This window comes from Geobacter sp. AOG1 (genome assembly GCF_019972315.1).
In the GTDB taxonomy this organism is placed as follows: Bacteria; Desulfobacterota; Desulfuromonadia; order Geobacterales; family Geobacteraceae; genus Geomobilimonas.
This window is the reverse complement of record NZ_BLIZ01000001.1, coordinates 1,663,510-1,680,156: the sequence shown is the minus strand read 5'-3', so window position 1 is coordinate 1,680,156 and position 16,647 is coordinate 1,663,510. Positions and strand designations below refer to the sequence as shown.

At 58.5% G+C, this 16,647-nt stretch carries 21 protein-coding genes; 16 read left to right on the top strand and 5 right to left on the bottom strand.

The window, feature by feature from the left end; translation table 11 throughout:
• The first annotated feature begins 71 nt into the window (after window positions 1–71).
• A complete protein-coding gene (locus LDN04_RS07670) occupies window positions 72–950 on the top strand; it encodes a L,D-transpeptidase family protein (RefSeq protein ID WP_223908595.1) in 879 nt (292 codons plus the stop codon).
• A gap of 67 nt (window positions 951–1,017) precedes the next feature.
• On the opposite strand, the gene LDN04_RS07665 is transcribed toward LDN04_RS07670, so the two are convergent.
• The gene (locus LDN04_RS07665) at window positions 1,018–1,407 is read right to left on the bottom strand and encodes a hypothetical protein (RefSeq protein ID WP_223908593.1); all 390 of its coding nucleotides are present in this window, start codon (window positions 1,405–1,407) and stop codon (window positions 1,018–1,020) included.
• 450 nt (window positions 1,408–1,857) lie between these two features.
• On the opposite strand from LDN04_RS07665, the gene LDN04_RS07660 reads away from it, so the two are divergent.
• The gene (locus LDN04_RS07660; protein ID WP_223908591.1) at window positions 1,858–2,778 is read left to right on the top strand and encodes an Ig-like domain-containing protein; all 921 of its coding nucleotides are present in this window, start codon (window positions 1,858–1,860) and stop codon (window positions 2,776–2,778) included.
• Between the two features lie 49 nt (window positions 2,779–2,827).
• Window positions 2,828–3,424 carry an outer membrane beta-barrel protein gene (locus LDN04_RS07655; RefSeq protein ID WP_223908588.1) on the top strand — a complete coding sequence of 199 codons (597 nt, stop codon included), beginning with the start codon at window positions 2,828–2,830 and terminating at the stop codon, window positions 3,422–3,424.
• A 145-nt stretch (window positions 3,425–3,569) separates the two neighbouring features.
• Here LDN04_RS07655 and corA read toward each other — a convergent pair whose 3' ends face one another.
• Window positions 3,570–4,634, bottom strand: a complete 1,065-nt coding sequence (gene corA, locus LDN04_RS07650) for a magnesium/cobalt transporter CorA (protein WP_223908586.1) — start codon at window positions 4,632–4,634, stop codon at window positions 3,570–3,572.
• Between the two features lie 151 nt (window positions 4,635–4,785).
• Between corA and LDN04_RS07645 the strand changes: the two genes are divergently transcribed.
• The 6 genes from LDN04_RS07645 (at window position 4,786) to LDN04_RS07620 (ending at window position 8,725) form a co-directional block, all read left to right on the top strand.
• Complete coding sequence (locus LDN04_RS07645) at window positions 4,786–5,127, top strand: metalloregulator ArsR/SmtB family transcription factor (RefSeq protein ID WP_223908585.1); 342 nt, start codon at window positions 4,786–4,788, stop codon at window positions 5,125–5,127.
• A 168-nt stretch (window positions 5,128–5,295) separates the two neighbouring features.
• Window positions 5,296–6,348 carry an ACR3 family arsenite efflux transporter gene (gene arsB / locus LDN04_RS07640; RefSeq protein ID WP_374045144.1) on the top strand — a complete coding sequence of 351 codons (1,053 nt, stop codon included), beginning with the start codon at window positions 5,296–5,298 and terminating at the stop codon, window positions 6,346–6,348.
• 80 nt (window positions 6,349–6,428) lie between these two features.
• Complete coding sequence (locus LDN04_RS07635) at window positions 6,429–7,385, top strand: permease (protein ID WP_223908583.1); 957 nt, start codon at window positions 6,429–6,431, stop codon at window positions 7,383–7,385.
• Between the two features lie 13 nt (window positions 7,386–7,398).
• Window positions 7,399–7,626 (top strand): thioredoxin family protein, encoded by a 228-nt coding sequence (locus tag LDN04_RS07630; RefSeq protein WP_223908581.1) that lies wholly within the window; start codon window positions 7,399–7,401, stop codon window positions 7,624–7,626.
• Window positions 7,627–7,661: 35 nt separating this feature from the next.
• Window positions 7,662–8,045, top strand: coding sequence for a co-chaperone YbbN (locus LDN04_RS07625; protein ID WP_223908579.1), 384 nt, complete (start codon window positions 7,662–7,664; stop codon window positions 8,043–8,045).
• The gene (locus tag LDN04_RS07620) at window positions 8,042–8,725 is read left to right on the top strand and encodes a cytochrome c biogenesis CcdA family protein (protein ID WP_223908576.1); all 684 of its coding nucleotides are present in this window, start codon (window positions 8,042–8,044) and stop codon (window positions 8,723–8,725) included. The genes LDN04_RS07625 and LDN04_RS07620 overlap by 4 nt, the downstream gene beginning before the upstream one ends.
• 146 nt (window positions 8,726–8,871) lie before the next feature.
• On the opposite strand, the gene LDN04_RS07615 is transcribed toward LDN04_RS07620, so the two are convergent.
• Complete coding sequence (locus LDN04_RS07615; RefSeq protein ID WP_223908574.1) at window positions 8,872–9,357, bottom strand: ferritin family protein; 486 nt, start codon at window positions 9,355–9,357, stop codon at window positions 8,872–8,874.
• A 287-nt stretch (window positions 9,358–9,644) separates the two neighbouring features.
• Between LDN04_RS07615 and LDN04_RS07610 the strand changes: the two genes are divergently transcribed.
• The 7 genes from LDN04_RS07610 to LDN04_RS07580 all read left to right on the top strand — a co-directional run bounded on the left by LDN04_RS07610 (window position 9,645) and on the right by LDN04_RS07580 (window position 15,400).
• Window positions 9,645–11,108: a cytochrome c family protein gene (locus tag LDN04_RS07610; protein WP_223908572.1), complete on the top strand. Its 1,464-nt coding sequence runs from the start codon at window positions 9,645–9,647 to the stop codon at window positions 11,106–11,108.
• 171 nt (window positions 11,109–11,279) lie between these two features.
• Window positions 11,280–11,837 (top strand): cysteine hydrolase family protein, encoded by a 558-nt coding sequence (locus tag LDN04_RS07605; RefSeq protein ID WP_223908570.1) that lies wholly within the window; start codon window positions 11,280–11,282, stop codon window positions 11,835–11,837.
• A gap of 11 nt (window positions 11,838–11,848) precedes the next feature.
• Window positions 11,849–12,124 (top strand): hypothetical protein, encoded by a 276-nt coding sequence (locus tag LDN04_RS07600; protein ID WP_223908569.1) that lies wholly within the window; start codon window positions 11,849–11,851, stop codon window positions 12,122–12,124.
• Between the two features lie 50 nt (window positions 12,125–12,174).
• Window positions 12,175–13,113 (top strand): DUF4424 family protein, encoded by a 939-nt coding sequence (locus LDN04_RS07595; protein ID WP_223908567.1) that lies wholly within the window; start codon window positions 12,175–12,177, stop codon window positions 13,111–13,113.
• Between the two features lie 150 nt (window positions 13,114–13,263).
• Window positions 13,264–13,968, top strand: coding sequence for an AAA family ATPase (locus LDN04_RS07590; RefSeq protein ID WP_223908566.1), 705 nt, complete (start codon window positions 13,264–13,266; stop codon window positions 13,966–13,968).
• Between the two features lie 9 nt (window positions 13,969–13,977).
• Window positions 13,978–14,643, top strand: a complete 666-nt coding sequence (locus LDN04_RS07585; RefSeq protein WP_223908565.1) for a YkgJ family cysteine cluster protein — start codon at window positions 13,978–13,980, stop codon at window positions 14,641–14,643.
• A 139-nt stretch (window positions 14,644–14,782) separates the two neighbouring features.
• Window positions 14,783–15,400 (top strand): tRNA-uridine aminocarboxypropyltransferase, encoded by a 618-nt coding sequence (locus LDN04_RS07580; RefSeq protein ID WP_223908562.1) that lies wholly within the window; start codon window positions 14,783–14,785, stop codon window positions 15,398–15,400.
• 21 nt (window positions 15,401–15,421) lie between these two features.
• Here the strand turns inward: LDN04_RS07580 and LDN04_RS07575 are convergent, their stop codons facing one another.
• Window positions 15,422–15,946 (bottom strand): chromate transporter, encoded by a 525-nt coding sequence (locus LDN04_RS07575; RefSeq protein ID WP_223908560.1) that lies wholly within the window; start codon window positions 15,944–15,946, stop codon window positions 15,422–15,424.
• Window positions 15,946–16,500 carry a chromate transporter gene (locus LDN04_RS07570; protein ID WP_223908558.1) on the bottom strand — a complete coding sequence of 185 codons (555 nt, stop codon included), beginning with the start codon at window positions 16,498–16,500 and terminating at the stop codon, window positions 15,946–15,948. Before LDN04_RS07570 ends, LDN04_RS07575 begins: the two co-directional genes overlap by 1 nt.
• Between the last annotated feature and the right edge of the window lie 147 nt (window positions 16,501–16,647).

The window sequence follows — 16,647 nt, the reverse complement described above, 5'->3', positions numbered from 1 at the left end:
GGCGGCACGAGGGTACTCTGAGCGGAACGGGACGCTCACCCCTCGCGAAACAACCGCAATACGGGATCCCCATGCGTGCCTTCATCAGCCTGATTCTGCCGTCTCTTCTCCTCCTGGTTTTCCACTCCCCTGCCTCAGGGGCCGCCTATCCCGGCGGCGAAGCGCTCATCGGCGACCCGTCGCGGTGTGTGACGGTAGCCGGCGAGTCGCTCATGGAGATCGCCCGCCGGTATGACTTGGGGTATAACGAGATCATCGCTGCCAATCCCGGACTCGACCCCTTTGTACCGGGCAGCGACAAAGAAGTACGGCTCCCCACCGTCTGGCTCCTCCCCGCCGTGGCCAACACGGAAGGAATCGTGATCAACCTCTCCGAACTGCGGCTGTATCTCCTGTTTCGCGCCGCCGGCAGCAGCCTCGTGACCACTTTCCCCATCGGCATCGGCAGCGAGGGACACGCAACCCCAACCGGTACCTTCCGTATTCGGGAGAAGATTGTTGATCCCCCCTGGCATGTCCCCCCCTCCATCCGTAAAGAGCGCCCGGAACTCCCCACCGTCATTCCTCCCGGCCCCGACAACCCCCTCGGCAGCCATGCCCTGCGGCTCTCCGCCGATGGCATCCTGATCCACGGCACCAACCGCCCCTGGGGAACGGGACGGGAGGTGAGCCACGGCTGTATTCGCCTCTACCCCGAGGATATCCCCCGCCTCTTCCGGCTGGTCCGGGTCGGTACGCCGGTCACCATCGTCCGGGAACCGATCAAGGTCGGTGAGCAAGGGGGACGAGTTTACATCGAAGCACATGATGATGGCGAGGAAGATATGGATTATCTGGGGGTGGCAACGGGGCTTTTGACCCAGCGCGGGCTCGTGGACCGGGTGGACATGAACCTCCTCGACAAGGCGCTCCGTTTGCGGAGCGGCATCCCTGCCGACATCACCCACTGAAACTACAGTGTAAACAAAAAAGGCCGCGGCATTCTCACCGCGGCCCGTTCACTCACATCTACCTGCGTTACTTTTTCTGCTGCATCTCGAATGCCTTTTCCGCCTTCTGCGCGGAGGTATCGGCCCGCTTGGCCGCGTCTTCTGCCTTGGCTGCCGCTGCTTCGGCCCGGTTGGCCGCCGCAACCGAGTTTCCTTCGGCCGCCTGTGCCGCCTGCGCCGCCTTCTGGGCATCGGCCTTGGCAGCGGCAACCTCGCTCTTTGCTGCATCCAGGTCGGCCATGGGCTGCCCCACCTTCTTCTCCAGGTCATTGAGCTTCGTTTCAATCCCCGTCAGCCGCGAATCGAGCTTGTCGATCCGGCTACTGATGGGGTCCGTCTGCTCCTTGACGAAACTTTCCGTGGCACACCCCGCAGCAAAGAGCATCGCCACACACACCATCACACCCAATCCCTTCATAGTCCACCTCCCGTAGTATTAAGCATAACTAACACAAATCATACAATTTTTCAGACAGTAATCAAGGGGGGATGGGACGATAAACAGGGTAGCCGGTCTCTATGGGCATCTATGCGGCGGAAACCCCTTCCCGGCTTGATACATAGAAGGACGAGGCCATGCACCCGACGACAACCCCACAGGTTCAAAACTCGCTCCTTCCCGTACCCGCAAGCCCCATTTCCACGCTGTTCTCTGTAACGTAGCCAGTGAAACCCCTTGCCACAGTGAAGTTTTTCTAACTTCAACCTTGACTTTTGCGTTGCTTAAAGTACATTTATAATCCGATTCTCACAAAACCAGGGTTTCCCGTCGCGCCCGAGGCTTGCAACGCGGCACATCAGCCTTTACAAAGAACACGATCCCGATATCGGAATAATCATCCGAATGTCATCATACAAAGGAGGAGTTATGCGCAGCCTGAAAATGATCGCGCCGGTCCTGGTTTCTCTCATGTTGCTGTCGATAGGTGGTTGCGGGAGCGGTTCGTCTTCAACCAGTAGCCCGTTCTCTTCGGGGTCTGGCAGTACCGCAGATTCAACCTCTACTACGCCCACACCCACCGGAAGCGGGACCGTGCTTTCCTACAATCTCGCTCTGAGCGTTACCGCACCATCGGGGACCGGCACCACCGTGGGACCCAACAGTATCGTCATTGCCACCGCCACATTGAAAGACTCCAGCGGTAACCCTGTCGCCAATCAGCCGATCAAGTTCGAGGCTGTCACGGGGCCGGTCACCATAAATCCGGCAATAGTTACCACTGATTCCAGTGGCAAAGCCATAAACTTCCTCACGGCGGGGTCAACAACCACGTCGGCTGTTGATGTAATTATCAAGGCGTCTACTTCGGCGAACAATCAGCTCGTCACCGCAATCGGCTTATTCAAGATCATGCGTAGCGAAAGTAATATCATCAAATTTTTAACAACCAAAAACCCTACCGATCCCGACGGCACACTGAACACATTGGCAGTAACTATCAAGGACCCAGCACCTACTTCGCGAGTAATTCTACAACTGGTCCCGTTTCAGATACTGGATAACAACGGGATCCCACGCACGCGTGTTCCAGTGACAATAAGTGTTTACAGCGAAATCGGCAATTGTCCTGTATTCATCGATTCTCCAGAAACAAGTGCAAGAACAGTTACCACTGATGACACTGGTTTAGGCATATTCAATGCCGGGGTAACTGTAGCTCTCCCAGCTGGTGTAACCAAGAATTCGTGCTCTGTCATATACAAAGCTGAGGCTGCTGATCCGAACAATGCTACGGGGTTCGTTTACTCTTATGGGGGTTTTATTGCTACCCTGGAAACCACACCATAATGTTGACTAGTTTTATATGCTAAATGATTTCATTCTTCTAGGAGGCACTATGCGTATCATCATCTCTTGTATCCTGAGCCTGGTCCTGCTCACATCTACCGCCATGGCCGAAAGCATCAACGGCAGGCTGGGCTTGACAGGCAAGCTTGGGTTTACCGTGCCGCTCAAAGACCTTGAGGTGGGAGGTGCAGAAATAGGTGAACATGAGACGGGTTTTGCGGGGGGTGGTGGGCTGATCTACGGTCTGGGTGACAACTTCGCCCTCGAACTTGACGTTACCCACGCCCCTGCCACGGACATCAAGATCAACAAGAGCAAAGTTGCGGAACAGCAGACCACCGACATCTCGGTCGGCCTCCAGTACCGGCTCATGCCCGAGCACCGGTTGGTCCCCTACGTGGGTGCCGGCGCCGATTTCATCAAGGGTGACATAACGAATTCAGACATAGATTGGACCTACGGAGGACACGCCTCTCTCGGGGCCGACTACTTCATCACCAAAAGCATCGTAGCGACCGTCGACTTCAGGTTTGTAGCCGGCAGCAAGAGCGACATTCTACTGAACGGCTCGACCATAGGGAGATATGATCCGATGAGTTTTATCGGAACGTTCGGAGTGCGGCTATTCCTGCCCAAAACCTGGTAGCAAAGGAATAGTCCTGGCTGAATGCGAAAAGGGGACCGGCGATGGTCCCCTTTTTCGTTCTGGAATTCCCCCGACCTGGCAGAGTTCCTGCCGCATCAGGAGGATATTTGACGAACGATTCATTCTGACAGAAGCGACAGAGTCCTCACAGCCACCGCTTCCGCTTGAAATAGACAAGCATACCCCCCGCTATGGCCGTCATGAGGGCCAGGACAGCATAGTAGCCCCATTGCCACTTCAGCTCCGGTATGTTCTGGAAGTTCATGCCGTACACCCCGACGATGAAGGTGAGGGGGATGAAGATGGTGCCGATGATGGTAAGGAACTTCATGATTTCGTTCATCCGGTTGGAGAGACTCGACAGGTAGACGTCCAGTATGCCGGAGAGCATGTCCCGGAAGGTGTCGATCGAGTCCATCACCTGGATGGTGTGGTCGTAGACGTCGCGCAGGTAGATCAGCGTTGCGTCCTGTACCAGTTCCGATTCTCCCCGCTGCAGGGCTGCGAGCACCTCCCGCAGGGGCCAGACGGCCCGGCGCAGGAAGATCATCCGCCGCTTCATGCCATGGATGCGACGGACGGTATGGGGGGTCGGCCGGGAGACCACTTCGTCCTCCAGCGCTTCGATCTCCTCCCCCAAATGCTCCAGCACCACGAAATAGTTGTCGACGATGGCGTCGATGAGGGCATAGAGCAGGTAATCGGCGCCGGCTGCCCTGATGCGCCCCTTCCCCCCCCGGAGCCGTATCCGGACCGGATCGAACGCGTCCCCCGCCATTCCTTCCTGGAACGACAGCATATGGGTGGGGCCGAGGATGAAGCTTACCTGTTCCGCGCGGACCTCGGGGTGCCCATTGTTGTGCAGCATCTTCATGACGACGAAGAGATAGTCGCCGTATACTTCGATCTTCGGCCGCTGGGTGGTATTGAGGATATCCTCCATCACCAGGGGATGGAGGCCGAAGCACTCCCCTAGCTGCTGGACGATATCTGCTTGCTGGACACTGTCCACGTTGATCCAGGTAACCGTCCGCGTGTCCCGGTAGGGGATGCACTGGGAAACGGACTGCAGTTGGGTCTCCCGGCATCCCGCCTCGTCGTAGTCCATTACGTGAATGGTTACCGGCCGGTCGATCGTCTCGCCGATGTGGACCAGGGTCCCCGGCGGCAGGCCGCTCTTTGCCCCCCGCCCTTTGACGAATTGCGTCATGTCATGTACCTCGGAACAGTCGTGGTGATAGCGACGGCGATTCTACACCAGACGTACGCCGCCGTCCACACCAATCCCCTGAAGCAGGGCGTCATGGTACATGCAAAAAATCCTCTTTACTTCATCCGCCTGTACGGATATATTCCGAGTCATGGAAACCATTGCCACGATTTTCCAATCCCTCGAAGACGAAACCCGTCTCCGCGTCCTGGCCCTGCTCCTGGAAGAAGAAGAGCTCTGTGTCTGCGACCTGATGGCGGTCCTGCAACTCCCCCAGTCCACCGTGTCGCGACATCTTTCCCACCTCAGGAATGCGGGATGGCTGCGCGACCGCCGTGAAGGGGTATGGATCTACTACTCCATTCTCAAACAGCTCGGCCCACTCCAGCAGTCGCTGCTGCCCATCCTGCGCCACTTCTTTCACGGCAATACGGTGGCAAAGTCAGATATTGAGCGACTTCGCGGGTTGAGTCGCGGGAATGTCTGCGCCTGACGAGTGGAATTATCGGAGTTCCCAAATCTGGGAGTGGGGGCGGAGTCTCCGCCCCCACCACACATCGACGATTTGGAGCAATTTTTTTGCCCGAATTAATCCGTAAATCCGGATTAAAGAAAGAAATCGCAAAAAAATCGCTGTACGCCGTACTCAATAGGAGCAGGAATGATGGAAAAGCAGATGAGTTTTTTCGACAAATACCTGACCGTCTGGGTCGCCATCTGCATGGTGATTGGTGTGGCGCTGGGCAAGGCGGCCCCCCAGGCGGTGGCATCTCTGCGTGGGCTTGAGTTTGGTCAGGGATCCCAGATCAACATTCCCATCGCTGTCCTGATCTGGCTCATGGTCTACCCGATGATGCTCAAGGTCGATTTCGGTTCGGTGGCCAATGTGGGAAAAAATCCGAAAGGGCTCTTCGTCACCCTGTTCGTCAACTGGATCGTCAAGCCGTTCAGCATGGCCTTTTTCGCCTGGCTCTTTTTCCGGCTGGTATTCAGCCCCTGGATCGCCCCGGCCGAGGCCGATCAGTACATTGCCGGCAGTATCATCCTCGCCGCCGCCCCCTGCACCGCCATGGTCTTTGTCTGGAGCTACCTGACCGACGGTGATCCCGGCTACACCCTGGTGCAGGTCTCGGTGAACGACCTGCTGATGCTGCTGTTCTTCGCCCCCATCGTCAAATTTCTCGTATCCGGCGCATCGAACCTGATCGTCCCCTTCGGCGTCCTGTTCACCTCGGTGGTTGTATTCATCGTCATCCCGCTGGCCGCCGGGGTCATCACCCGCAACGTGCTGATCAGATCCCACGGCCCGGAATGGTTCAACAACGCCTTCCTGCCCAAACTTCACCCGGTGGCAATCGGAGCCCTTCTGGCCACGCTGGTGCTGATCTTCGCCTTCCAGGCCGACAACATCACCGGCCGACTCTTCCACGTGCTGCTGATCGCCGTACCAATCACCATCCAGGTCTATTTCAACTCATCCCTGGCTTATGGACTGATGAAATGGCTCAAGATTCCCCATAACGTTGCCGCTCCGGGGGCACTGATCGGCGCCAGCAACTTCTTCGAACTTGCCGTCGCCGTCGCCATCACCATCTTCGGCCCCGAGTCAGGGGCTGCCCTGGCCTGCGTGGTGGGGGTCCTGGTGGAGGTGCCGGTCATGCTGTCGGTCTGCTCCTTCTGCAACCGCACCCGGCACTGGTTCGCTGCCGCATAATAAGAAGAAAAATGTGGCTGCAATTCATGATTTTTTTACCATGGCAGCATTCTTTGATCATTCCATGAAGAGATACCAACATGTTTTCATTCCTTGAACAGTTCGCCGACCTGATTGTAAAGCAATGGCTCGGCCTGGATATAACAACCCGTCTTGGCGGGGCGCTCCATTTCTTTATCTACGACACGGTGAAGATATTTCTCCTTCTGTCCACCATCATCTATGTTGTCGCCATCATCCGCTCCTGGTTTCCTCCGGAGAAGACCAAGCGAATACTTTCCCATGAACGGGAGTATGTTGGTAACGTCATGGCCGCCCTTTTGGGGATTGTGACTCCCTTCTGCTCCTGTTCGGCGGTGCCGCTATTCATCGGCTTTGTGGAGTCGGGAGTGCCCCTGGGGGTGACCTTTTCCTTTCTTATCTCATCACCCATGGTCAACGAGGTGGCCCTGATCATGCTCTGGGGGATGTTCGGCTGGCGAATCGCCCTCATCTACATCGGCACTGGCCTGGCAGTGGCCATCGTCGCCGGCATCGTCATCGGCAAACTGAACATGGAAAAGTACGTTCAGGACTATGTCTGGGAGATGCGGGTGGGGAACGCCGAGATCGCCGAGCAGAGCTGGCCGGAACGGCTCACCTATGCCCGTGGCTACACCCTCGGTTTGTTGAAGAAGATCTGGCCCTACGTTGTTGTGGGTATCGGCATCGGCGCTTTTATCCACGGCTACGTGCCGCAGGATTTCCTGGCCCGCTGGGCAGGACGGGACAACCCCCTCGCTGTTCCGGTCGCGGTGGCCTTGGGTGTGCCACTCTACTCCAATGCCGCGGGGGTGATTCCCATCGTCCAGGCCCTCACCGCCAAGGGGATGGCCATCGGCACCGTGCTGGCGTTCATGATGGCGGTAACCGCCCTCTCCCTGCCGGAAGCGATCATTCTCGGCAACGTACTGAAGAAACCGCTCCTGGCAACCTTCTTTGGTATCGTTGCAATAGCTATCGTCATCGTTGGCTACCTGTTCAACGCACTACTGTAAAGGAGAATATGACATGAAAATCGAGGTACTGGGAACCGGCTGCGCAAAATGCAAGACCCTCTACGAGAACGTGAAGAAGGCCGTGGAAGAAAGCGGCGCAAGCACCGAGGTGGTGAAAGTGGAAGACATACCATCCATCATGAAGTACGGCGTCATGAGCACGCCGGCGCTGGTGATCGACGGTCAGGTGAAGTTTTCTGGCAAGGTCGCTTCCGTAGCGGAGATCATGGGGATGCTATAGAGCTTCACCAACACAATCCACTGAAAGGAACATCCATGAAACGCTGCATAGCAGTCCTTTCCTGTATCCTGATGCTTGCCGGGGTAGCTCGCGCCGAACTCCCGTCCGCCACCGATGCGATTGTCAAACAGGCCCTCTCTTCCGGCAAACCGACCGTTATTGACCTGGGGGCGCGCAGCTGCATCCCGTGCAAGAAGATGGCGCCGATCCTGGAATCCCTGTCCGGCGAGTATCGCAGCAAAGCCAGCGTGCTGTTCATCGACGTCCATGAAAATCAGGCTGCTGCGGAAAAGTTCCGGGTTCAGTTGATCCCGACCCAGATATTCTTCGACGCCAAGGGGAAAGAGGTCAAACGCCACATCGGCTTCATGGAGAAGGCCGAAATCACCAGGGAATTGAAGGCGCTGGGGATTAAATGACCTTTCTCGACAACATCGAGCAGATCGTCGCCGCCTATCCGCTGCTGGCCTTTGGCGCCGTTTTCCTTGCCGGCGTCATCTCCTCGGCTTCCCCCTGCGTGCTCGCCACCATCCCGCTGGTCGTCGGCTTTGTCGGCGGCTATGCCGAAGGAAACCGCTGTAAGGCATTCCGCTATTCTCTGGCATTTATCCTGGGGCTCTCCCTCACCTTCACCGCCTTCGGTGCTGCCGCGGGGCTGCTGGGGACCATGTTCGGCACCGTCGGCGGCTGGTGGTACGTTGCCGCCGGTATCGTGGCGCTGGTGATGGGAGGACAGATGATGGGGCTCTACGAAATCCGTCTGCCGGTTAAGCGTGATTTCAAGCCGAAACAGGGGGGTGTGGTCGGCTCGTTCATCCTCGGCCTGTTCTTCGGAGTGGTCTCTTCCCCCTGTGCAACACCGGTGCTGGTGGTGATCCTGACCTACGTGGCCACCAAGGGGCGGGTGTTGTACGGAACGACGTTGCTGTTCACTTACGCCATCGGCCACTGCCTGCTGATCCTGGCAGCCGGGACGTTCACCGGTTTTGTCGAGTCGTTCGTAAAGGCAAGAGGGGTCGTCAACTTCTCCACCTGGACAAAACGGATCGGCGGATTCGTTGTCGCTACTGTGGGGGCGTATCTCTTGTGGATGGCTTAAATCGCCATGCTCAAAATACCACTCTTACGCTACGTTTCGGCCGCGTAAACCTCCATCAGCTTGCTGAAGCCGCAAAAAAGCCCGTTTCCTGCGGGCTTTCACACATGCACCTTTACACATGCAACGTGACCAGATAAATCTGCCAATCAGTATTCCTTGAGATTGCCGAACTCACCCCAGGCCAGGTACGTACGGGGAGATTCGACGAATTCGTAGATATTCTCCATGACTTCCAGATGGTGCTTCTCTTCCTCGGCGATCCGTTTCAGGATTCCGGCTGCCGACACGTTCTGCTCCTTCTCTGCCAGCTCTTCATAGAGCCGGATGCTCTCTTCTTCCGCTTTTATGGCATGGCCATATCCATCCTGATCCTCCGCCAGGATCGTCTCGGGAACAGCTTCACCGACGATTTTCCCCAACTCGTCCCTGGCCCGCTCGAGCACGACCGACTCGGCCCGCCGAGAATCGGTCCCCGCTTTCAGGGCCGCCAGGTGCTCGTGATGCTCCCGTTCGGACTCTGCCAGCAGGTTGAAGATTGTTTTTAGTTCATTCGTTCTTGCCGCTGCCGCCAGTTTCTCGTAAAACTTCCGGCTTTCCTCTTCTTTTTCCATGGCGAAATCGAACACGTTCATCCTTGCCACCACCTTTCACCACCGGCAGCACGTAGCGTCACCGGTGTTTTCTGTCATGCAATCCTTTTCCTGTTTCCTGGTTATAGTATACCACCAATCGCCCCTTCATGAATCCCAACAACTCGCCATAGTCCTTCCCATTTCGACGACCGCCGTAATCCGCCCCCTTGAAGCCGGCATCGACACATTGTAAGGGTACAATTTCCCGTCCCCGGTTGACACCCTGAGCACCATCGGATACATTAACACAGACTTAACAACTGAAATTCAATCCTGAGGAGGTAGCGATGAACCGCTTTCACCTGATACGCACCCTGGCCTGCGCGGCCCTGTTTCTGGCACTGTGTGTCGGATCTGCGTTGGCCACGTCCAAGGTCTTCGACGTGGACCAGGAGTTCTATCCCTACTACCCGTCCCTCATCAAATGGAACAAGTCCTCCGTCCCCTTCAATGACCCGAAAAAATGCGGCGGCTGCCACTCCAAGCAGTACCGGGAATGGAACGGCTCGGTCCACAGCCTCGCCTTCAAGGACCCGGTCTATCAGGGAGAGCTTAACAAGGGGGTCAAGGCGGTGGGGCATGATATCGCCCGTCAGTGCGAGGGGTGCCACTCCCCGGCTGGTGTAGTTACCGGCGAAATCAAGGGTCCGGGGAACGCGGGGCTTTCCGACATGGCCCTGGCAGGGGTATCCTGCGACATCTGCCACTCCATTAGCGGCACCACCCACTGGCAGACCCCCTCCCACGAACCGGAGAACGGCTCTTTCATCCTGACCCCGGGAGTGGAAACAACGGGGGGACAGACCCTGATCAAACGGGGCCCCTTCAAGCCGTCCGACAACTGCGGCGCCGGCTTTCACAAGTGCGAAGAGTCGTCCCTCCACCTCCAGTCCGACCTCTGCGCCGGCTGTCATCAGGTCTATCACTACGACTCCCACTTCCCCATCGAGGCCACTTACCTGGAGTGGAAACACGGACCCTATGCCCAGAAGGAGATCCTCTGCCAGGACTGCCACATGGTGGAGACGGAAGTATTCAAGCGCACCGCCGACCAGTTCGTGAAGCCCACGCGGGAAGAGTACCGCCACTACTTCAACGGTGCCAACTTCCTCCTTTCCTACCTGGCGGCCGGGGCGGCAAAAAAGGGGGGAGACGAGAAACTGGCCAAGAGCCTCATGCAGCAGTATGACATGGCGGTAGAGCGGCTTAAGTCGGCGGCCGACCTGGAACTCTCCCCCGTCTACCGCGACGGCCGGCTGGCAGAACTGAAAGTCCGCGTGAAGAACATCCGCGCTGGCCACAACCTCCCCACTTCCCTCACCAACGTCAGGGAGATGTGGCTCGAGGTCATCGCCAAGGATGAAAGCGGCAAGGTCATCATGACGAGCGGCTCCCTCAACCCTGACGGCACTCTGCCCGAAGACGCCCGCAACCTCAACTCCGACGGCATGGGGAACGATTTCCACTTCGCCATCGACCCGTGGAAAGTCACCGCCTTCTCCCGCCACGACACCATCCCTCCCAAAGGGTACAAGGATGTGCATTTCGGCTTCCCCGCCAATGGGGCGAAGAGCGTAACGGTCGAGGCCCGGCTCCGGTTCCGTCAGGCCGGCCAGAAAGTGGCAGAAGCGCTCCTTGGCGCCGTGCCGAAGGACATCGATCTGAAAGCAATCTACGGTCTGGAGAAGGTGCCGGCGCTGCCGGTGGTGGACATGGTGGTCAAGCAGGCAAATTTTGCCACTTCGCAGTAATTTCCCACCACTACATGCCATTCGCGAAAGCCCCGGCACCTTGCCGGGGCTTTTTTTGCGCATGCGGTCGCTAACGTCGCTTCAGCCGGGCAGAACCCTTTCCGTTTGACATCGTCCCACGTTTTCTCTATAACGACGACAGTATGCCGTAGTGCCGGGGAGGAGATAACCATGCAGCGGGCATTGCTGATCATCGACGTGCAGAACGAGTACTTCACCGGCAAGCTGCCGGTCACTCACCCCGCCGGGAGCCTGGCCAACATCCTGCGGGCGATGGATGCCGCCGCCGGACGGAACATCCCGGTAGTGGTGATCCAGCACGCCTCTCCCCAGGCCGATGCGACGGTATTCAGGAAGGGAACGCCCGCCTGGGGACTCCTTTCCGACGTAGCGGAGCGCCACCACGACCTCCTCCTCGGCAAGGAGTGGCCGGGGAGTTTCACCGGCACATCCCTGGAGACATGGCTGCGCAAGCGACGGATCGACACCGTGGCCATCGCCGGCTACATGACCCAGATGTGCTGCGACACCACCGCCCGTCAGGCATGCCATCTCGGTTTCGGCGTGGAATTCCTGTCCGATGCCACCGGCACACTCTCTATCAGCAACGCCGCCGGATCGGTGACAGCTGAGGAACTCCACCGTGCCATCCTGGTGACCCAGCAGATGCTCTTCAGCAAAGTAATGACCACCGCCGACTGGCTGCAGGCCATCGGCTGGACGCCATAATCGGAGCTTCCATGAAACGTTACCGCACCCCCTTGATACTTCTTGCCACGCTGGTTCTTCTCGCCGTCACCAATCCGGGCTTCGACCGGCACAAGGAAAAAATTGCCGAACGGACCCGGGAAGAGAGCGGTATACTCTCCGCCGCCGTCGGCGCCCTGAGAAACGAGTTCGGCTACCTCCGTTACCGGAACTATCTCCTCTGTTCCGCCACCGTTACCAAAATCAGCCGTCCCCGCCTGGTCTCTATCGGCGTGCTCGGGATGGTCGTGGTCGTATCGACGGAGTGACCCGCCGCCGCGGGGCGGCACTGACGCAGGGAGAAAGGAGAGACCACGCCATGTCCCGCTTCCCGACGATCCTTGCCGGAACGCTGCTGTTCATCTCCGTTCTCCTGTTCGCTCCTTTGGCCAACGCCAACGACTCCGCAGTGGAAGTGACCCCAACCGGCCTGCAGTTCAAGGAAGTGCGAGACATCGTCATTGAGCGGGAAGACCTCCGGATCGGCAAACAACGGGTCGACGTCACGTACGTCTTCAGAAACACCGGCACGCAGGACCTCACCACCGAGGTCGCCTTCCCCATTCCTCCCTATGAATTCAGGATCGCCCCCCCCGGCGGTATCCCCTCCTTCGACGACTTCACGGTAGAGGTGAACGGCACTCCGGTCCTCTACCGGAAGGACATTCGCGCCCAGGCCCGGGGGAAGGACGTCACCGACCTCCTGACCGCCAGGAAGATCTCCATCAAAGACTTCGACGGACTCCCTGACACGGAAGAGCAATTCACCGCCAAGATCGGCGCCGACATGGAAAAATTCCGGGAGACGGGGGTCATCGGGGGTGACGGCTGGCCCGACTGGCAGGTGGCCATCACCTGCCACTGGACCCAGACCTTCCCCGCCGGCACGCGTGTCACCATCCATCACCGTTACACACCCTACACTGGGTTCCGGGCCTTCCGCAACGAAGACGAGGACGACATCCCCGTGCGGGCCTGCCTTGACCAAGACGCCGAGACATGGCTGAACAGAACCATCCCGCCGGGGAAAGAGGTTTTCGGCAGCGCCATCTGGCTCGGCTACATCCTCACCACCGCCAACAACTGGCGACGCCCCATCGGGGAATTCCACCTGACCATCGACAAGGCCCCGGAAGAACTGGTGAGCGCCTGCTTCGACAGGCCACTGAAAACCACCGGCCCCACCCGGGCCGAGATCCATCTCCGCAACTATCAGCCGACCCAGGACCTGCAGGTATTCTTCCTCGGCAAGATGTGAACCGCCGCTTTACACGACGGATGCGGAATGGACACAATTTTTTCCTCTCTCCCTTGACTAACCGTCCAAAGCGCGGCCTACTTAGTAGTAAGAGTTCGTTGCTGCCGGCAGCCGGCGGCAATTCCGCATCGACGACAAAGGAGGCTGACAATGTCTGAAAAACTGCTGGTTCCATCCATCGAAAAACGTCTGGCAAGTTTCCTGGAAGTCAGCCGGAGGAATCTGAAGGGGCCCTGGCGCGGCGACAAGGTCCGACCGACCATCACCATCTCCCGCGAGTTCGGCTGCGAAGGGTTTCCCGTAACGGAGAAGCTGCAGGAACTTCTGGAAAAGCAGACCGGCGACGACTGGACTGTCATGGACAAGGCGCTGCTGGAGGAGGTGGCGAAGCACCACAACCTGTCGGAAGAACTCCTGCACAATCTTGGGGAGAAGAACCGCTTCATCGACGATATGGTCTCCACCTTCTCCTCCCGCTGGAAGAGCGACAAGGACTACTACCGGCTCCTCTGCAAGCAGATCGTCGCCCTCAGCGAGAAGGGGAACGTCATCATCATCGGTCGCGGTGCATCGATCCTCACCCAGGACAAACCCCACTGCTACCACTTTCGCATGATCGCGTCCCAGGAATTCAAACTGAAGTCGATCACCAAACGACTCGGTATCGACGAGGACGAGGCGGAAAAGCTCATCCGGAAGAAACAGCGGCAGCGGGAAGAGTTCATAAAAGATTTTCTCAACCGTGACGTGGCGGACCCGACCCTCTATCACCTCGTCTTCAACAACGCCAAGAACCCGGCGGATGTGATAGCGGAAACCATCTCCCATTACGTGTCGACGCGGCTCAAGCGGTAAGACGGCACCATGGGAGTCGACCACACGGCATTTTCCGCGACGCTACAGCAGGCCATCGGCGAAAAGCTTGCGGAAGCTGCCGATGCCGCGGGCCTGCGTGCCATGCTCGACACTGCTGTCCAGATCACCGAACGGACACTCGCCGAAGAGAGCGACCGGGAGCAGGCGGCACTCGTCGCCTGCCACGCCGGTTGTTCCGCCTGCTGCAGTCTCAACGTGGCGGTTCTCCTCCCCGAAGCGATCGCCATCGCCGCCTGGCTCCGGGAACCGGCCTTCGCCCAACTTGCGGAAACCGTGGGAACGTTCGCCAGATACCTCCGCTGGGTGGACGACGAAGAGCGAATTCGCCTCCGGATTCCCTGCGCCTTCCTCGACCACCGCGGCTGGTGCCTCATCCACCCGCTCCGCCCCCTCATGTGCCGCAGCATCGCCGCCACCGACCCGGACCAGTGCCGGAAATCACTGGAAATCACCTGGATGGACGACGAAGAGCCGGTCATGCTCAACCTGGAACAGAAATTCTTCTACGACGAGGCGTTCATGCACGTGGCAACGGCTCTCGACCGGCGAGGCCTCGATTCCCGCAGCATGGAACTCCACACCGCCGTGCAGGCGTTCCGGGACCGGCCGGAACGGGTTGCGGATTTTCTCGCCGGCGAACGGATCAGCCTCTGACGGACTCCCCTCCTTCCCCCGTACCTGCTTTGTCCTTGACTCACCCCGCCCGGCACAGTATTTTGAGACAAGTAGCAGCTCGGACTTAGCAGCTCCCGCAGTACTGAGAAATGTGAAGATATTAGTGAGTTCCGCCTTTATGGGTACCAGGTCAAAACGAAGCGAACGTTGCCAGCGTTGCCGAATGCATCTCCATCTCTGCCTCTGCCCGTTGATTCCCCGGTATGACCTCTCCACCCGGCTAGTCCTCGTGATGCACCATCGCGAGCAGATCAAGACAACGGCCACCGGCCCGCTTGCCCTTGAATCCCTGTCCAACAGCGAATTGCGCATTCACGGCCATCGGGACCGTCCCCTCGACTTCAGCGACCTGGATGTTCCCGGTCGGCGTACGCTCCTCCTCTACCCCGGAGACGATACCCCCATCCTCAGCAGAAGCTTTCTGGAGGGTGACGACCGGCCCATCACCCTGGTGGTTCCCGATGGCAACTGGCGGCAGGCGTCCAGGATGGGACGAAGACTTCCCGGTCTCGGCCATGCCGAAATGGTCCGGCTTCCCGAAGGTCCGCCGACTGAGTGGGGTGTCCGGCGGGAATTCCACTCCGAAGGGTTGGCGACGTACGAAGCCATTGCCAGGGCCTTCGGTATCATCGAATCGCCCGTCGTCCAGTCGGGCATGGAAGAACTCTTCCGCCTGATGGTGCAGAGGACCCTCCATTCCCGCGGATGTTCCGACCGGGAGAGTGACCGCACCTGAATAGCGCGAGGTAGGGGGATTTCAGCTGAAGTGAAAGACGAGCCCCAAAGCCGCCGCCCCGAGAATGACGAACATGGGGCTGACCTTGGTGAACTGAAGGATGAGCAGGCCGGCAATGAGGAGGAGGAAATCCCGGCCGCTGGAGAGGGAGGTCTTCCCCAGGTTCCAGGCAGCGGCGGCCACCAGCCCGACCACTGCCGGCAACAGTCCGTCCAGGGTAGTGCGGATCAGTTCCATGTTGCGCATCTTCTCGTAGCGGCTGGAGATGGCGAGCATGAGCACCGTGCAGGGGAGGAATATGAAGACCGTCCCTACGAGAGCGCCGGGAAAGCCCGCCGCTTTGTATCCGGTAAAGGTGGCAAGCATGGCAAGGGGACCGGGTGTGAGTTGGGAGAGGGCGACCCCGTCGAGGAACTCCTTGAGGGTGAGCCACTGCAGTTGATCCACCATGATCCGGTGGAGGAGTGGTATCAGGACGTAGCCGCCACCGAAGAAGATCACACCGATCTTCAGAAACAGCCATGCCAGCTTGACAAGCCCCCCCATCAGCTGTGCTCCCGTCGGTACCAGCTCCGTCCCAAGGACCAGACGGCCGCCGCGACCAGGATGGTGAGAGCACTCGCGTTGAGCAGGGCCGCTGCGGCGAAGGCAGCCAGGGCCATGAGCCAGGCTTCGTTCCCCTTCACCTTGGACCGTCCCATTCCCACTGCCGCCACGATGATGAGGGCGATGATGACGGGATTGGTGCCGTTCAAAGCCGACTGGAGCTGGGGCAGTTCGTGGAACGTGAAGTAGAGCCAGGAAAGCAGACAGATCAGGATGAACGAGGGGGCGATAAAAGCGGACGCCGCAATGATGCCACCGACGGGGCCGCGCAGGTAATAGCCGACAAAGGTGCAAGTGTTGAGGGAAAACGGGCCGAGTATCTGGCCGAAGGCGAGCCCATGCATGAACTCTTCCATGCTGATCCACTTCTTTTCGTGAACACAGACCCGCTCGGTGAGGGAGACGATGGCCATGCCGCCGCCGAAGCCGGTCGCCCCGATGAAAAAAAACACCTTGAAAATCTCGAGGAGAGATACCCGCTGTGACCGTTCCATGGCAGATGTATAGCAGTATCGGCACCAGTCGGCAAGGAAAAACCTGCCGCACGGCAATACTGCTCCCTGAATGGTTGCGAGGCACCGCCAAGTATGATAATATCCCCGCCGGTTTTGCATACTGTATACGGATTACGTATTTCTCAT

What these genes read in the sequence shown, in the direction of transcription:
- LDN04_RS07670 (WP_223908595.1), top strand. Translation starts at nt 72, where the DNA reads ATGCGTGCCTTCATCAGCCTGATTCTGCCGTCTCTTCTCCTCCTGGTT.
- LDN04_RS07665 (WP_223908593.1), bottom strand. Translation starts at nt 1,407, where the DNA reads ATGAAGGGATTGGGTGTGATGGTGTGTGTGGCGATGCTCTTTGCTGCG.
- LDN04_RS07660 (WP_223908591.1), top strand. Translation starts at nt 1,858, where the DNA reads ATGCGCAGCCTGAAAATGATCGCGCCGGTCCTGGTTTCTCTCATGTTG.
- LDN04_RS07655 (WP_223908588.1), top strand. Translation starts at nt 2,828, where the DNA reads ATGCGTATCATCATCTCTTGTATCCTGAGCCTGGTCCTGCTCACATCT.
- corA (WP_223908586.1), bottom strand. Translation starts at nt 4,634, where the DNA reads ATGACGCAATTCGTCAAAGGGCGGGGGGCAAAGAGCGGCCTGCCGCCG.
- LDN04_RS07645 (WP_223908585.1), top strand. Translation starts at nt 4,786, where the DNA reads ATGGAAACCATTGCCACGATTTTCCAATCCCTCGAAGACGAAACCCGT.
- arsB (WP_374045144.1), top strand. Translation starts at nt 5,296, where the DNA reads ATGATGGAAAAGCAGATGAGTTTTTTCGACAAATACCTGACCGTCTGG.
- LDN04_RS07635 (WP_223908583.1), top strand. Translation starts at nt 6,429, where the DNA reads ATGTTTTCATTCCTTGAACAGTTCGCCGACCTGATTGTAAAGCAATGG.
- LDN04_RS07630 (WP_223908581.1), top strand. Translation starts at nt 7,399, where the DNA reads ATGAAAATCGAGGTACTGGGAACCGGCTGCGCAAAATGCAAGACCCTC.
- LDN04_RS07625 (WP_223908579.1), top strand. Translation starts at nt 7,662, where the DNA reads ATGAAACGCTGCATAGCAGTCCTTTCCTGTATCCTGATGCTTGCCGGG.
- LDN04_RS07620 (WP_223908576.1), top strand. Translation starts at nt 8,042, where the DNA reads ATGACCTTTCTCGACAACATCGAGCAGATCGTCGCCGCCTATCCGCTG.
- LDN04_RS07615 (WP_223908574.1), bottom strand. Translation starts at nt 9,357, where the DNA reads ATGAACGTGTTCGATTTCGCCATGGAAAAAGAAGAGGAAAGCCGGAAG.
- LDN04_RS07610 (WP_223908572.1), top strand. Translation starts at nt 9,645, where the DNA reads ATGAACCGCTTTCACCTGATACGCACCCTGGCCTGCGCGGCCCTGTTT.
- LDN04_RS07605 (WP_223908570.1), top strand. Translation starts at nt 11,280, where the DNA reads ATGCAGCGGGCATTGCTGATCATCGACGTGCAGAACGAGTACTTCACC.
- LDN04_RS07600 (WP_223908569.1), top strand. Translation starts at nt 11,849, where the DNA reads ATGAAACGTTACCGCACCCCCTTGATACTTCTTGCCACGCTGGTTCTT.
- LDN04_RS07595 (WP_223908567.1), top strand. Translation starts at nt 12,175, where the DNA reads ATGTCCCGCTTCCCGACGATCCTTGCCGGAACGCTGCTGTTCATCTCC.
- LDN04_RS07590 (WP_223908566.1), top strand. Translation starts at nt 13,264, where the DNA reads ATGTCTGAAAAACTGCTGGTTCCATCCATCGAAAAACGTCTGGCAAGT.
- LDN04_RS07585 (WP_223908565.1), top strand. Translation starts at nt 13,978, where the DNA reads ATGGGAGTCGACCACACGGCATTTTCCGCGACGCTACAGCAGGCCATC.
- LDN04_RS07580 (WP_223908562.1), top strand. Translation starts at nt 14,783, where the DNA reads ATGGGTACCAGGTCAAAACGAAGCGAACGTTGCCAGCGTTGCCGAATG.
- LDN04_RS07575 (WP_223908560.1), bottom strand. Translation starts at nt 15,946, where the DNA reads ATGGGGGGGCTTGTCAAGCTGGCATGGCTGTTTCTGAAGATCGGTGTG.
- LDN04_RS07570 (WP_223908558.1), bottom strand. Translation starts at nt 16,500, where the DNA reads ATGGAACGGTCACAGCGGGTATCTCTCCTCGAGATTTTCAAGGTGTTT.